This window comes from uncultured Bacteroides sp. (assembly GCF_910586915.1).
Taxonomy (GTDB): Bacteria; Bacteroidota; Bacteroidia; order Bacteroidales; family Bacteroidaceae; genus Bacteroides.
This window is the reverse complement of sequence record NZ_CAJULN010000034.1, coordinates 1-15,920: the sequence shown is the minus strand read 5'-3', so window position 1 is coordinate 15,920 and position 15,920 is coordinate 1. Positions and strand designations below refer to the sequence as shown.

The 15,920-nt window shown below is 49.8% G+C and carries 8 protein-coding genes; all 8 read right to left on the bottom strand.

Annotated elements, in window-relative coordinates; genetic code table 11:
- Positions 1–14: 14 nt before the first annotated feature.
- A complete protein-coding gene (locus tag QZ331_RS11095) occupies positions 15–1,979 on the bottom strand; it encodes an ABC-F family ATP-binding cassette domain-containing protein (protein WP_294630223.1) in 1,965 nt (654 codons plus the stop codon).
- A gap of 540 nt (positions 1,980–2,519) precedes the next feature.
- Positions 2,520–3,431: a nucleotidyltransferase gene (locus tag QZ331_RS11090; protein WP_294630222.1), complete on the bottom strand. Its 912-nt coding sequence runs from the start codon at positions 3,429–3,431 to the stop codon at positions 2,520–2,522.
- A gap of 101 nt (positions 3,432–3,532) precedes the next feature.
- Positions 3,533–5,872, bottom strand: a complete 2,340-nt coding sequence (locus QZ331_RS11085) for a BamA/TamA family outer membrane protein (protein WP_294630221.1) — start codon at positions 5,870–5,872, stop codon at positions 3,533–3,535.
- Positions 5,873–5,877: 5 nt separating this feature from the next.
- Entirely contained in the window at positions 5,878–10,389 is a 4,512-nt protein-coding gene (locus QZ331_RS11080) for a translocation/assembly module TamB domain-containing protein (protein WP_294630220.1), read from the bottom strand.
- 83 nt (positions 10,390–10,472) lie between these two features.
- Positions 10,473–12,770 (bottom strand): ATP-binding protein, encoded by a 2,298-nt coding sequence (locus QZ331_RS11075; protein WP_294630219.1) that lies wholly within the window; start codon positions 12,768–12,770, stop codon positions 10,473–10,475.
- Positions 12,771–12,802: 32 nt separating this feature from the next.
- Positions 12,803–14,155, bottom strand: coding sequence for an MATE family efflux transporter (locus tag QZ331_RS11070; RefSeq protein WP_294630218.1), 1,353 nt, complete (start codon positions 14,153–14,155; stop codon positions 12,803–12,805).
- A 14-nt stretch (positions 14,156–14,169) separates the two neighbouring features.
- Positions 14,170–15,402, bottom strand: coding sequence for a pitrilysin family protein (locus QZ331_RS11065; RefSeq protein WP_294630217.1), 1,233 nt, complete (start codon positions 15,400–15,402; stop codon positions 14,170–14,172).
- Positions 15,403–15,409: 7 nt separating this feature from the next.
- The coding region (locus QZ331_RS11060; RefSeq protein WP_294630216.1) for a peptidylprolyl isomerase at positions 15,410–15,920 on the bottom strand (511 nt) is incomplete at its 5' end.

Sequence of the window (15,920 nt, the reverse complement as noted above, 5' to 3'; positions counted from 1 at the left end):
TATAAAGTGATAAGTTATAACTTTATTATCTCTTCCAGTTCCATTGAAACGCGTTCCCATTCCTCTACGACGGCGTCTAACTGTTGTTTCAATTGCTGGTGTTGTTCATACAGTTTCATGTCCGAAGCTCCTTCGGGGGTTGCCATTTTCTCTTCGACAGCGGCAATCGCCGATTCCGTCTCCTCTATCGATGCTTCGCACTCCGCAACCTGACGTTCGAGTTTCTTCACTTTCTTATTCAGTTCCTTTTGGGCTTCGTAAGAAAGTTTGTTTTCTGAGGGTTGTTGTGTCACCTCCTGCTCATTGTTTCCCTTGACGAAAACCGTAGGGGAAGCCGACAATCCTGCGTTTTTCTGAAGTTCGTTCAGATTGTCTATCTTCTTCTTTTGCAGAAATTCGTAGATACCGCTGAGATGCTCTCTCACCACTCCGCCACCGAACTCATATACTTTAGTCGCAAGCCCGTCCAGAAAATCACGGTCGTGGCTGACAAGAATCACTGTTCCGTCGAACTCGCGGATGGCTTCCTTCAACACATCCTTCGAGCGCATATCCAAATGGTTGGTCGGCTCGTCGAGAATCAGCAGGTTGACAGGCTCAAGGAGCAGCTTAATCATTGCCAGGCGGGTACGTTCACCACCGGAGAGGACCTTTACTTTTTTATCCGATGCTTCGCCGCCGAACATGAATGCTCCCAGTATGTCGCGTATCTTCAAGCGGATATCTCCTGTGGCTACGCGGTCGATGGTATCGAATACGGTCAGGTTTTCATCCAACATCTGCGCCTGATTCTGTGCAAAGTAGCCGATTTGTACATTATGTCCGATGGTCAGTTTGCCATCGAAATCAATCTCGCCCATGATGCACTTCACCAGAGTGGACTTACCTTCGCCGTTCTTACCGACAAAGGCGACTTTCTCACCTCTGTTGATGGTCAGATTAACGTCGTGAAAAACGACATGGTTGCCATAGGCCTTGCGCACGTCTTCGCAGATTACGGGATAGTTTCCACTACGGCTGGCTGGGGGGAATTTCAGACGCAGCGCAGAGTTGTCTTCCTCGTCCACTTCGATACGCTCTATCTTTTCCAGTTGCTTGATGCGACTTTGCACTTGCACGGCTTTGGTTGCTTTGTAGCGGAAGCGTTCGATAAAGTCTTCCGTGTCCTGTATCTGTTTTTGCTGGTTTTCGTAGGCACGAAGCTGTTGTTCGCGGCGTTCCTTTCGCAAGACAACAAATTCATCGTATTTCACTTTGTAATCGTAAATCTGCCCGCAGGTAATTTCAATCGTGCGGGTAGTCACGTTATTAAGGAAAGCACGGTCGTGGCTGACCAATACGACTGCATTGGCACGAGTTGCCAGAAAGTTTTCCAGCCATTGGATACTTTCGATGTCGAGGTGATTGGTCGGCTCGTCGAGCAGCAACACATCCGGACGGCGCAACAACAGTTTTGCCAGTTCAATGCGCATACGCCATCCTCCGGAGAACTCCGAAGTGGGACGTCCGAAGTCCTCCCGGCTGAATCCTAATCCGAGCAGCGTCCGTTCAATCTCTGCCTGATAGTTGGTTCCGCCCATCATCAAATAGCGGTCGTTCTCATGGGTGAAACGTTCTATCAACTGGTGGTATTCTTCCGATTCGTAGTCTGTTCTTTCGGCAAGTTCGCGGTTCATCCTGTCCAGTTTTGCCTGAAGTTCAAAGATGTGTTCAAACGCCAATTCCGCCTCTCCCATCACCGTACGGCTGTCGGAGAGAATCATCACTTGCGGCAGATAGCCGATGGTTACATCTTTCGGAGCAGCCACCACTCCCTGTGTCGGCGATTGCAGACCAGCTAATATTTTAAGCATGGTCGATTTGCCTGCACCGTTCTTGCCGACCAGTGCAATCCGGTCTTTTTTATTTATGACATAGCTTACGTCCTCAAAGAGCGGCGTTGCATTAAATTCTACTGATAATCCTTCTACTGAAATCACTTCTGTCTCTGATTTATAAGATTTTGGGATGCAAAGATAGTGCTTACAAACCGAATTACGTTTCATTTGGGAATAGAAATTGCCTTTTTTCTATTCTATATAAAAACGACTCATGAAATTCAACGCAAGAGATAAGGTGGAATACATCATTGTTTCAGTCAATATTAAACAAACGGATTTACACAATTTATCCGCTATTTTCCCTCTCACAGAACTGATTTGCAGCGCATATATGTCCTACTTGCACGGCATATATGTCCTGCGTCCAGCATCTATATATCCTACTTACAGCGCATATATGTCCAACACGCAGGAGACATATGCGCTGTAAGTCACTGAATATAAAGCTATAGCAACCTCATTCAGAGAATAAAAAAAGAGAATGAACAATCTATTGGATTTATTAAAATACAAGCCGAACAAGAATTTCGGCAAAGGGGAGTATCTTCCGGTTGACGAAAAGTAAACATATAAAAAAAAGACATAGCTATGCTTTACTCCGCATAACTATGTCTTTTTTTATTTATTTCTAAATTCTATTTAGAACAGTTTAGCCGGATATTCACCTGCCTCAACCAAAACCTGAATCTTGTCCACTACGCTCTGACGGTCTTCCGGATAAGTAACGCCGAACCACTTGCTGGTAGTATCGAGCACTTCTACCGTTGCCGTTCCGTCATTAATCAGTTTATCCACCATCAAAGGAATAAAGAATTCACTTTTCAGGTTCTCCATATTCTTCGGATCGCTAAGGAAAGACTTGAAGAATTCGCTACTGTAAGCGAAGTAGTCGGGAGTGAAACCCCAGAAGTTCATGCTGACCGGAGTAGTGTCTGGAGTAGCAGTCCATTCGCCGTTGTCGTCGATGTATTTCACTTCGCCATCCATACGCTGTATCTTGGTACGTTCCACAACAGAGGTCAACAGTCCTTTGTCGTCGGTGCTGCAAATACCACGAGATACCGTACCACTTTCACTCAATGTATTTCCTACACGGAAACCTACCATCGAATATACATTCTTGGCTCCTTCGGGAAGTGAAGAAAGGAATTTACCCATCACCTGGAAAGAGTCGCGGCCGTAGAAGTCGTCGCAATTGATTACCGCAAACGGTTCTTTAATCACATCGGCTCCCATCATTACTGCGTGATTCGTTCCCCAGGGTTTTGTACGGTCTGCCGGACAAGTGAAACCTTCGGGAAGCGCATCCAACGACTGGAACACCAGTTCGCAAGGAATGTGACCTTCATATTTGGAAATGATTTTATCGCGGAAATCCTGTTCAAAGTCTTTGCGGATTACAAATACTAATTTACCAAATCCGGCATTGATAGCATCGTAGATGGAGTAATCCATAATAGTTTCGCCATTCGGGCCCAAACCGTCTAATTGTTTCAAGCCTCCGTAACGGCTGCCCATACCGGCTGCCAGTAAGAATAAAGTTGGTTTCATAAATTGTGTAATATTAAAAGGTTAGTGATGTCTGTAGCATCAGATTTTGGTGCAAATATAGTGAAACTTTGTTTCAAGACAAAGAAAGAACGCACACATTATCAGAACGGATACCCAATCGCAAAATGTATCCCCAAATTCTTCACAAAAGCCCCCGTCACATTATAATACCCCCTCTTTCCCGTATCATAAGGCAGATGCAAGGGAACTCCGAAGTCAAGACGGAACACAAGAATATCCATATCATACCGGATACCGAATCCCGTTCCTAAAGCTATCTGCTTAGGGAACGTTTTCAAGCGAAGCTGCGAATCGGGACGCGCCTCATCCTTACGTAGCAACCAAACGTTGCCGGCATCCAAGAAAGTAGCGCCCCAAATACTGTTGAAGATGCGGAAGCGGTATTCCACATTCGTTTCAAAACGGAACGTACCCGTCTGGTCGAGATAAGAGAACTTACCATCTTTAGGGCGATAACCGCCTGGACCGATGCTGCGCACCGTAAATGCACGGATGCTGTTGGCGCCGCCCACATAAAACTGCTCGCTATAAGGAGCGATGGTAGCATTGCCATAAGCGAAGAGTGCCCCCAAAGCAGTACGATAAGCAATCTTATTATTCTCATCCATATTCCACAAATAGCGGAACTCCGTGTTGAACTTCATAAACTGCGAGAACGGAGCCCCCAACAGTTTCTTGCCCTCTTCCTTATAAGGCTTACCGAAAGCACGGTAAATAGTAGAAGTGACATTACCGGCAGAAGTAACAGTAGACTGCCACCATATTGGATTCTTGACACGTCGCAGCGAAGTATTGTCGTACGTATATGTATACTCCATAGCCGGAATAAACTGATTGTCGAGACTGACATACAACGCCGGATTATCGGCAGCAATCTCCTCAAACTCCGCGGTACGGTGCTGCAACACATTAAAGGTCAGTTTGAAAGGCGTGATGCTGTGGCGGCTGGTGCGCGTAGGCTGAAAATCATAAGTAGCGTTTCCACCAAACGACAATAGTTTGTAGTATCTTGCCCGATTTAACTGGTCGGCATACAGTCGGAAAGTAGTAGTGGCAGGAAAGTCGAACTCCCGCTTCGACCAGCGCGGAAACATCACCCGAGGAAACGTGAGCGACGTAGACACCCCCATCTCCCAGCTATTCATCAGCGAACTTTTGTTGCCGCCGCCCGTCTGCCACTCGTAAGAGCCTTTCAACTTCACATTCCAGCTTTCGCCCCCTCCGAACACATTGTTCTTCGTGACGCCGAACGAAGCACCGGGACCAGTCTGATCGTTGCTTTTCGTCACCACATTCAGTTCCAATTCGGCATCGAGAGGCTTGGCAAAGGTAGCTTGCACCGACACATCAAGCGTATCACAAGCCGCCGTCGTGTCGCGGGGCGCATACTGCATATCAAGATAACTGAAAATACCCAACTGGCTCAGTTTGCTCTGTACCTGTTCCTGCCTGTACTGACTATAGAGCCGGGTACGGTTGGAAGCACGCATCCGCGCATTCCGCACAAACTGCTGATAGTTGAGCCAACGATAAAGCATCTTAGGACGAACCTGCAATTTCTTATAATAATGAATAGTGAGATTCTTATACTGTATACTATCGGTGGGAGTTTCTCCATTCTTGCCAAACAGGTAGGCAGAAGCATTTCCCACATAATAAGGCCGCTGGGCGGCAGCAGGCAGCCCGGGCACAGGAATCAGCCGCAAGCTGACGTGCCCGCCGGAAACGAGCGTAGTATCTGCCTGATAAGTCATATAGTCGGGACGGAAATAGAAATATCCGCAATTACGCAAAAGAGCACTGATGCGGGAACGTTCTTCGTCAAGGTCGACCACGTTAAACTGTTCGCCGGGACTGATATACGACATCCGGCGTCCGCGTTCCATAATCTGCAACGTCTGCGGAGTAAAGCGATGATAATATACCGTATCAATGAAATAAGGATTCTTCATGTCTACCGTGTAAACAAGCTCCGCTTTCAGACTGTCTTTTTCATCGGTTTTCGTTTCGTAAGACACCTTGCCGTTGAAGTAACCGTAGTCGCGCAGCAGATTGGAAGCCACCTTGACACGCACCTCAGGGTTGACAGTAGAGATGAAAACAGGAGGATCGGCGGCAAAGCGGTTGAACATCCACTTTCCAAGCCCCTTTTCATACTTGACGAAAGCGTTGTATGCCCACATCTTGAACGGTATGGGAAAGCCGCCAAAGATTTGCGTGCTGGGAGTCTTATCCAACGCCGCTTTCACTTCGGTGAGAGCAGTGACACCCACGGGGGTGGCAGACTTGTTCTGCACCACCGTTTTACTTCCGGTGTAAAGCACTTCGCCTTCGGGCAGATACTTGGTGAGCGAACATCCCGAAAGCAATAGGCCGCCCGTCAGGACGACTGCCGTTATGTTACTGTATATCCTTTTCATACTGCTTATTTCTTTTTCTTAAAGATGAACAATTCACTGAGTTTGTCCAGCTTCTTGCGAAGCACCAGACCGACTCCGGTTTCAGTAATCTCCCCTTCCAGCACACTCTCGTAGTTCTTGTCGTGAAACAGACGGATGTAGCGGGTTCCCGTACGATCCAGACGATACTCCAGAGAGATGTTGTCAATGAAGGATTCGGCACTATTAGTCACATTGTCACCCGTAGACACCTTGCCGCCGATAACTATCTGGAAACGGTTGTTGAAGAAGCGTTGCGAATAGCGGAAACTATAATCAGTACGCTTGCCGCCCGTGTCGGAGTTATCGTGGTCTTCGACGCCTACCGAAAGACTTGCATTCTTCAAGTTACCCATCAATGAATTTATCTGGCTGCTCAAGACAGAAGTCAGGGCAGAACCCATGTTCAGTTTGCTGAGCGCGTTGCCACTTCCACCGATAGGCCCTGTTCCGAGATAAGTTTTCATAAGCATGATGTACAATGCCTGCTTACCCCGCTCTTCGGCGCCCATTGCTGTAAGTTCATTCTGCACAGTGGCGTCTTCGGGAGCAGCCACGTCAAATGCAAATGAGAGATTGTCGAGCCGGTTCTTCACTACCACAGAGACATCAAAGTTGACCATACGACTGCTGCCGTTGTCGCCGTCGGAGACGGAAGCACGGATGCGGTCGGTCGCCTTGAAGTTCAGCATCGGGTCCATCGGATTGCCCGTCCATTCAACGTAACTGCCATTATCGATGGCAAACTCTTTCGCCAAAATCACCGGCAAAGAGTATTTCATCAGTCCGCCGCTCAAGGTATAGCGCCCGGTCAGTGAAAGGTCACCTTGCGGAGTGTACTTCATGGAGAGGTCGCCGCCACCTTCCAGTTCGATACGATTGTCATTGGCAGCATCTAAGTCTACTTTCACCCGGACAGAAGGGTCGATGTGCACCATCATAATCATATCGAGTCCGCCTAAGGAGACAGCAGGCACTTCCTGCCGCACCACGGTAGTAGTATCACTGAATGAGGTAAAAGTCACTAAACTGCCCAATCGATCTTGTACAGTGAGCGGTGAATCGGTAAGGACATAAGACACATCGGTGTTGCCAAGCAGGCTGATGTTACCACGCATATTAAGTCCGTCCAACGGACCTTTGACAGTTGCCCGCAGATCGGCAAATACCTTTCCGTAGACAAGGCTCTCACGGGTGCGCTTGGCATCAAGCAGGGTGTAGTTCTCTGCCAGCATATGCAGATTTGTCATCGGGCGGCTCATATTGCGGAAATCGACATAGCCATCAATGGTAAACGGATTCTTGGAGGTAGTATAAATGGCAAACTTATCGAACTCCAACCGGTTGTGCTTTATCTGCACAGGGCGGTTGTCAAACATAAAGCGTACCCCGTACTGGCGGGAAAGGGCTGCAACACTATCTAACAGCAATTCACCATTTATCACCGGTTGTTCGGTGCTACCCGTAATGTGCAGGTTGCCATCCATATCTCCCGAAAGAGTAACCATTTGGTCGGGGATGAATGCATTTGCCACTTTCAGCGGGAAATGTTCCAATGTAGCATTCACCTCCACGCTGTCTTTGCCTGCTCGGGCAGGTACTAATTTACCATCTGCCAGCAACACTTCCACCTGGTCGTGGTTGAGGTATCCGCTAAGGTATTGCTTGCCTTGCTCGCCCGGCAGCCAGGTGGCGCCAAGTGCCACGTCACCGATACGCTGGCGTTCGTACGTCAGTTCGTTGATGGAGGCTTCCGCCGATACTTGCAAGTCTTTTTCCGTCTGTATATAATGAGCTTCGAGCGAGAAAAGCCCGGTTATCTCAGGCAGGTACGGCAGTACACTCGTGATTTCCTGCAAGCGGACACGGCGTATCTCAACATCAATGTTCTGTAAGGAAACAGTGTCGCCCGGCAGCGAACTCACACGGAAGCCCATTCCTTCGTCGTCGCGCATATCGACATTGGCGTAGACGCGCATATTCTTGTGGAGATAAATCCAGTTGTGCTTCTCGTCAAAGTGGAACTTGCGGAAAGCAAGGACAGGCTGTTCGGGAGTAAGCGTGAAGGCAAGCCCGTTTCCCTTACCATTTCCTTCGGTAAGCGGACGGGCGTTGACACCCAACAGGATGCCGGTCTCACCTTTGGCGTTCTTATAGTCTATGGTGAGTTCCGCATCGCGGTCGCGAATCTCTCCTGTCAGAGCGGTGGAGAAGGAGAATTGCGGATTCTTCGGTCCGTTTATAACGCCGGCACGCAGCTTCATCCGTGTCGTGTCTTGCTTGACAGTGAAGAATACCGTATCGAGTTGCAACGTATCCACTTTCAGTGCGTGCACTGCCGCCCTACCGTTGATGCCCCAGTCGGGTGCAGTACCAAACTTGACAGATGCATCACGATAAGCAATGTTTCGGGCAGCAAGCAGGTCTGCCAACAGATTCTCTCTACCCGCCGTAAAAGAAAAGACGGCAGTGGGAAGCGCTTCGCGCAGTTCAGCGTGGTCGAGCGCCTTGTCTGCTATCTGCTTCATCAGAATATCGGCAAAGCGGGTGGACTGGCGAATCAAAGGATAGACCCCGGAACGAGCTTTGAGTTCGAGCGCCATATCGCCGGAGGTGAAATGCGCCGAAACAAGTTCCCGGCGGGCTTCTGCCGTAAGGTCGAACAAGAGCGAGCGCTTCATCGGTTCGGATATCAGTCCCAGTTCGTGGAGGTCAATATGGGAGACATTCATCGTCACCTTGCCATCGGGATAGCGATGCGCCAAGTTATATTCGCCTTGCGTTGTCATCTTCAACAAAGGATTGTCACTGGTCAGCGTGGCTGCTGCCAATGCATTTTTCAAGTTTCCCTCTAATTGGACGTTGGAAAGATGGTAACGGGCGTAATGGAGCTGGTCTACCGACAGATTAAGACGAGCGTACGAACGACGGGACATGACGTCAAGCCCACGCCCCTGAGCATTGGCAGAGAGAGAAAGTTCATAAATGGAATCTTTCGGTAAAAAGTCGTGGAGCTGAAGGTTGTCTACCTTCAGACGGGCGGCATAGGTTTCGGTTGCTGTATTGAGTGCAGCGTTCAGTTTCATCGCTCCTATTCCTTCCCGCAACTGCATATCGAGTTTATATTCAGAACCTTTGATGTCCGCTTGTGCCACCATACTCATACTGTCGGGGATAACAATCGTACCATTAGGGGCTTCGCCGGAGAGGGCGGTGAGGAAATTCAAGTTCTGCGTACGCATCTTCAACCCGAACGTGCCTGAACGGGTGATGCTGTCCGTCAGATTGCGCAGTAGGCCGCCACCTTCAAGGGAAAAGGCTCCCGGCAGGTCGACGGTGAAACGTGAAATCTGCATTTCTTTCAGATTACCTTCCGTACCGGCACGGACTACGAGCGGCCGGAAGGGGTAGTTCTCTCTGAAGCTATCGGACAGCCCGCCGGCAAACAGCATGACGTCCTCTTTGCCGATATAGGCTTTGAGATTGGCAGACAGTCGTCCCGTAGTGGGAATAGTAACCAGTTTCCAATAGGTATGGGCAGACAGGTCTATCTCCGAATGAGGAGTTTGCAACTTCACGCCAGGGATACAGATGACAGAATCATTGGAGTAAGCCCTTCCTGTAAGCGAGGTAACGCTCAGTCCGGAGCGTTCGTTCATGGCAAACTCACGGATAACGGCATTCATATCCCTGCCTTTATAGCAGAGAGAGTCGAGTTGGATACGGACATCGCGGAGAGCGATGTGAGAAGGGTCGAAACCTTGAGTGGGTTCCGACGCTCCGGTGTCATAGCTGACGGAGGAGCCGGAGAGCAGGAATTTCGTCAGTTCGTAAAATTGGTTTTTCAAGTCTGCACGGGCGTTGTCGATGGCGGCTTCGCCGATATGGGCTGCCAGTCGCAAGGTGTCGGCAGGCAGTTGCATGGAGAAAGATACGTTTTTCAGTTTCAGTTGGCGAAGGTCTACTTTCCAATTTACCGGAGCGGAAGCAGTGGTGTCTTTCTCGGTAGCGGTAGTGTCGCTCATCAGCAGTTGTAGGTGGGTGTCCGAGAGTTGGGCACTGTTGATGATTGCCGTCTCGTCAGAGAGGTCAACACCGTGACTTTGAAGGAAGAAGCGTCCTAAAACGCCTTTCACCCTCATACCTTCTATCATATCGGCGGAGTTGACTGTCACCTGGCTCAGTGCCACTTCATCAACTTCCACTTTTCCCTTGATAAGCGGCCAAGCCTGCACACGTACATTCAGACTGCCCAAAGACAAGAGGGTGTCCGGCTGCTGGATAACTTCTACCCCACGCACCAACAGATTGAGCGGAAAGCGAAGGTCGATACGATCCACCTGAATCTGCATTCCAGTAGCTTTGGAAGCATAAGCGGTGACTTCCCGACGCAAAAGATTCTGTACGGGCGGGACGTAAAGCAATATCATCAGTATCGCAAAGAGAAGTATGGGGGTAAGGAATATCCAACTTACCCATCGTATCAGTTTTCGTTTCATGCAAATGTGCGAATGTAAATTAGGTAACACAAAGTAAACAATTTATTTTGAGAAAAAGTTGACAGTAAAATAAAATATATGAGCTACACACACTCTGCATCAGACAGTCCGGACTCATCAAGCAGCCTTGCAGCCTTATCCAGCACTTGCCCAATTTCTTCACACACGGCTACAACGTCCTTGCCCACCATCTCCGAAAAACCTTGTCCGCGCTGCATCTCCAAAGTTTTCAACAAAGCAACGGCTTTCGAGGCACCAATCAGGATGAAAAGCGGCAGCATCTTATGTGCCACAGCAGCTATTCCGTCCGCATCTCCGACGGTCATTGCCTGTTGCATCTGTGCTACACTCTTCCGGGTCTCACAAACAAAAGTGTGAAGGATGGAGCGCGCTGCTTCCAGGTCATCTTCCGAATAGGCGGTGAGTGCAGAGAAATTCAGTTCGGGAGTTCGGCTTCCATTCACAGTCAGCAGCAGTTCTTTCACTGTAAACGGCTTGTGCAGACATCCGGCAAAGCCATACTCCTGCAAAGAGTTTTTGTCCATTTCGCTACGTGCCGTCACGGCAATTACAGGGATGGTCTTAGCCTGCGGTATATTGGAAGCACGTAGCAGTTTTATCAAGTCGAAGCCGTTGATGGCAGGCATCTGTATGTCGGTCAGCAATACGTCGAACACGGAAGTGCGGAGCTGTTCAATCAGTTCTTCGAGCTGTTCGCAGCATACGGCTTCTATATTGTGCTGTTTCAGCATGGCTGCCGTGAGACGGAGCTGGATATTATCATCGTCAATCAAGAGCACACGGATGGATTTTGCCGAAGAAGTGACATCGGTATCGGCAGCGACAACATCTGCAACAGGAAGCGCCGACGTATCCTGGCTCTCCGCAACAGCCTCGCCTACCGGATAAAGCGGCAATACTACCGTAAAGCAGCTCCCCTCGCCCAATTTGCTCTGCACATCAATCGTGCCATCGAGCAGAGCGACCAGTTTTTTCACGATAGACAGCCCCAACCCGAATCCTTCTTCGCCCTGTGCACCGGACAGACGGGTGAATTCCTGGAAAATACGTTCACAGTCCTCCGCACCCATTCCTTTGCCGGTGTCAGCAACGGCTATCGTCAGTTTGGACGAATGGTAGGCTGCCGTGAGGGTAACTTCTCCTTTTTGCGTGAACTTGATGGCGTTCGTAACAAGATTGTTCACGATTTGCCGGAGCCGCAAGGGGTCACTAATATAACGTGCATTCAGTTCTGGAGCGATGCGACACTGCCAAGCCAATGATTTGGCCTCCGTCAACGGTGCGAAGCTGACACGAATTTCATCGAACAACTGCGAGGGATTGAATGTGACACGGTTCACTTCGGCTTTGTTAAGGTCGAGACGGTGGAAGTCGAGCAGGTCACTGACCAATTTCAGCAGATGTTCCGAGGAGCCTTTCATGTTGTCCAGATAGAAACGCTGCCGTTCGTCTTGAGTGAGACGGGAGAGCAGTTCAATATATCCCATGATGGAACCGAGAGGGGCTTTGAAGTCGTGAGTGATGGCAAGCATCAGTTTCTCGCGCGCCACGAGTAAATTTTCCGCCCGTTTATTGGCTTCTTCCAACTGACGGCGATAGCGGTTGCTGCCGGAAATGTCTCGCACAATCAACACCAAGAAGAGCGCAGACAGCAACACAGCCCCAACAGCTATCCCGGAAATGATGCGCGCCGAACGCATTCTTACCTTCCGTTGCATCTCCGCATCCTCACGGGCACGCTGGGTTGTCTCCTCTTCATATTGCATGATAAGACTGTCCATTCTTGCCGTCAACTGTGTGTTCATGCGCTGATACCGGGTTTGGGTGCGCCGGATGGTACGTCGCCGTTGCAGGCGTTTCTCCTCGGTAGCCAGGCGAATCTTCTGCTGGAGGGAATCTTTGGAAGCAACGGGTTCTAAAATGGTATCCGTAGCCACCTCCAGCGAGGTATTGACAAGCATGGCACTGTCGTGACGAGAAGGGACGAAGGCTTCTGCCAACCGCTTGAAAAAACCTTTCTTCTTAACGGGAGCCAACAGAGAATCGCGCTTGGTGATTACCCGGTGCTGTACACGGTGTTGAGTGATTACAGTGTCTTGTTCGGAAATGATTTCTTCAATCTCCGAAGCGGAAAGCAGACTATCGTTTGCATCGCTCAGCACACGAAGCATTTGAAGCGTGTTCCGGTCTTTTGCACGAAGCAATGTCAGCAGGCTGTCGGCGTGCAGGTTTTGCTGGTTGTCGGCAGCAGAGAGTTTCTCCATCTCACGATGCACAAACAGAAGCGAAAAGAGAAGCATCGCAAGTAGAAGGATGTAACCGACGGTTACTTTCAGTTTGGTGGAACGGTAGGAGGACATGAGGTTTGAGGTTATTAAGCGTGGCAGTTATGTCATAAGAGGGAAGCGGGTGCTTTGGTCATGCGGTTGAACCGCCACCAAAGCATTAAGCCTGCACTTGTCAGCCCGAAGGGGAACGCCATCCACACTCCTATTATCCCCCATTCCATAACGAAACCGCAAAAGTAACCTACGGGAAGCGAAATGATGAAGTAAGCGATAAAGGCAATGAGCATCATCAGCCTGACATCCGATATTCCGCGCAAGGCGTTGGCAAACGTAATCTGCAACCCGTCGCCAAACTGATAGACAAGGAAAGGGAAAATAAGCGAAGTAGCCATAGCCGCCACTTCCGGACTGTCGGTAAACCAACCGCCCAAATGATTCCTGCACAGAAAGACGATGGAAGAAAGCACCACGCCCAAAGTCATCATCAAGTGAAAACCGGCATAAGCGGAGCGGCGTACATTGACAATGTCTTTCTGTCCGTTGAAGTTGCTGACACGGACGGCAACGGCAGCTCCCATCCCGTAATACATCATAAAGGTGAATTGCGAAATAGCCAGCATCACCTGATGCGAAGCCAATGCAATCGTGCCCAGCCACCCAATCATAATGGCACTCAGACTGAAAGAGGCTGTCTCCATCCCCATCTGAAAGGCAACGGGCCATCCCAGCCCGTTCAAACGGCCGAAGACGGCACGCGACCATCCCAGCCGTAGAAAGCCGACCTTGTAGCGGACAAAACGCGAACTGCGCACGAAGATGACTACAAATACAACCACCATCACCATACGTGAGAACAACGTACTGACACCTGCTCCCAACAGTCCGAGTTCGGGAAATCCAAGTTTGCCGTAGATAAGGATATAGTTGCCGATAATATTCAGCACGTTTCCACCAAGCAATATCCACATGGCGGTTTTGGTATCCGTAATGCCGTCTGTAAACTGCTTGAAGCCATTGAAAATCATGACAAAGCCTAACGAAGCAAGTAATACCAGGTAGTAGGGTTTAATCAGAGGAATCAGTTCGTCGGGCTGCCCAAGATGTTCTATATTCAGATAGAGCACGGTCATGCAGAGGGTCAACAGGAGGGCAACCATCAGATTTGCCAGCAGACTGTTGCGCAATGCCTGTCCGGCAGGGGCGTACTGATGAAGCCCGTACAGTCCGCCTACGACGGGAGTCAACCCGTACGAAAAGCCGGTGCTGAAGATAATCGCTAAGGTGAACACATTGTTCACAAAAGAGGCGGCACCCAATTCCGCCGTGCTGTGATGCCCAATCATCAGTGTGTCGGCAAAACCGAGTACAATCACACCTATCTGGCCGATGACAATAGGCAGGCCGAGAGAAATCAGTGCCTTGTAATGGTCTTTATATGTATCAAATAGTCTCTCCATCCGATTGAAATTCCTTATTTACTTTTATAGTAAAGTACAACTCCGTTCTCGCGCCGGAAGGCCGACTGTGCCACCGCCTGCAACTGCTCTGCCGTGACGGCACGGTAACGTTCTACTTCTTTTTCCAAGTTTTCCGCCCGTCCCAGAAGTTCGAACCAGGCAAGATTGGTTGCCACGTTCAGGTAATTGATGTTTCCGAATATCTGCGTCGACTCAAATTTATTCTTCACCTTTTCCAACTCCAGCGCATCGACAGCTTCCTGTTGCAAGCGAGCCAACTCTTCGCGGACGGCAGCCTCCGCCTGTTCCAAAGAGACACCTGCCGCCGGTTTTCCGGCAATATGGAACAGTCCCGCATCAATGCTGCCCGAGATATAGGCGTCGATGTTGGAAAACAGTTGCCTTTCCTGCACAAGACGCTGGTTCAGCCGGCTGGAACGTCCGTTGGACAGTACATCCGAAAGAATATCAAAAGCGTAGTAATCGGGATGCGAATGGTCGCACATATGAAAACCCATGAAGAGGGCGTCGAGCGGAACGTTCCGCTCCACCGTCAGCCGCCGTTCTTCCGCCTGCCGGGGTTCTTGCGGTAGATTCCGCAGGGGGACTTCACGGCGGGGAATGGGACCGAACCATTTTTCCGTCAGTTCCACGGCTTCTTCAAAAGAGATGTTGCCGGTGACGGAGAGAATCGCATTGTTGGGAGCGTAAAAGCGGAAGAAGAAAGATTTCACCTCCTCCAATGTAGCGTTGGCTATGTGCGACAACTCCTTTCCGATGGTAGGCCACTGATAGGGATGCGCCCGATAGGCTAAGGGACGAAGCAGATGCCCCACATCGCCGTAAGGCTGGTTCAGGCAACGCTGCTTGAACTCTTCCATGACCACACCGCGCTGTACCTCCAGACTCCGTTCGCTGAAATCGAGGCTCAGCATACGGTCGGACTCCAGCCAAAAGCCGGTCTCCACGTTCTGACGAGGTACAGTGAGGTAGTAATTGGTGATATCATTGTTCGTCCAAGCATTATTCTCTCCGCCCGCCAGTTGGAGCGGTGTATCGTAGTCGGGAATGTTGACCGAACCGCCGAACATCAGATGCTCGAACAGATGTGCGAAGCCGGTGTATTCGGGATGCTCGTCGCGCGCGCCTACATTATATAATATATTAAGAGCCACCATCTGCGTGCTTTCGTCCTGCGAATGCACCAGCCGTAACCCATTGTCAAGAATATGCTTGTTGATTCTCATATCATTCTCAGTCGAGTATTGTGGCTTTTATTATCTTCACATCTTCTTCGGGACGGTCGCTGCGGTCTGTTTTCACCTGCTGTATCTTGTCTACCACATCCAGTCCTTCCGTCACTTCACCGAACACGGTGTACTCGCCATCCAGGTGCGGAGTGCCGCCTACGGTGGTGTAGGCTTCTATCTGCTCAGAGGTAAAGCGGAATTCGGGTTGCTTGGCAGCCTGTTCTTGTGCTTCGGCAAACAGTTTTTCCTGCAAGTCGTAGAGTCCGTTCTCGTCGTTCGCCTTACGCATCTTGTAGATTTCCTTCATATGTTTCTGCGCCAGCGTGTTGAAAATAACATTGACTTTGTTCTCGTTCATCTGTCGCTCCATGCTGAGTAGGGTAGAGTCATTGTAGACCTTTCCGGTGACGATATAGAACTGGCAACCGGAAGATTCCTTCTTCGGGTTCACGTTGTCTCCCTGACGGGCTGCCGACAAAGCTCCCTTCTTGTGGAAATACTTCGGATATACGAAC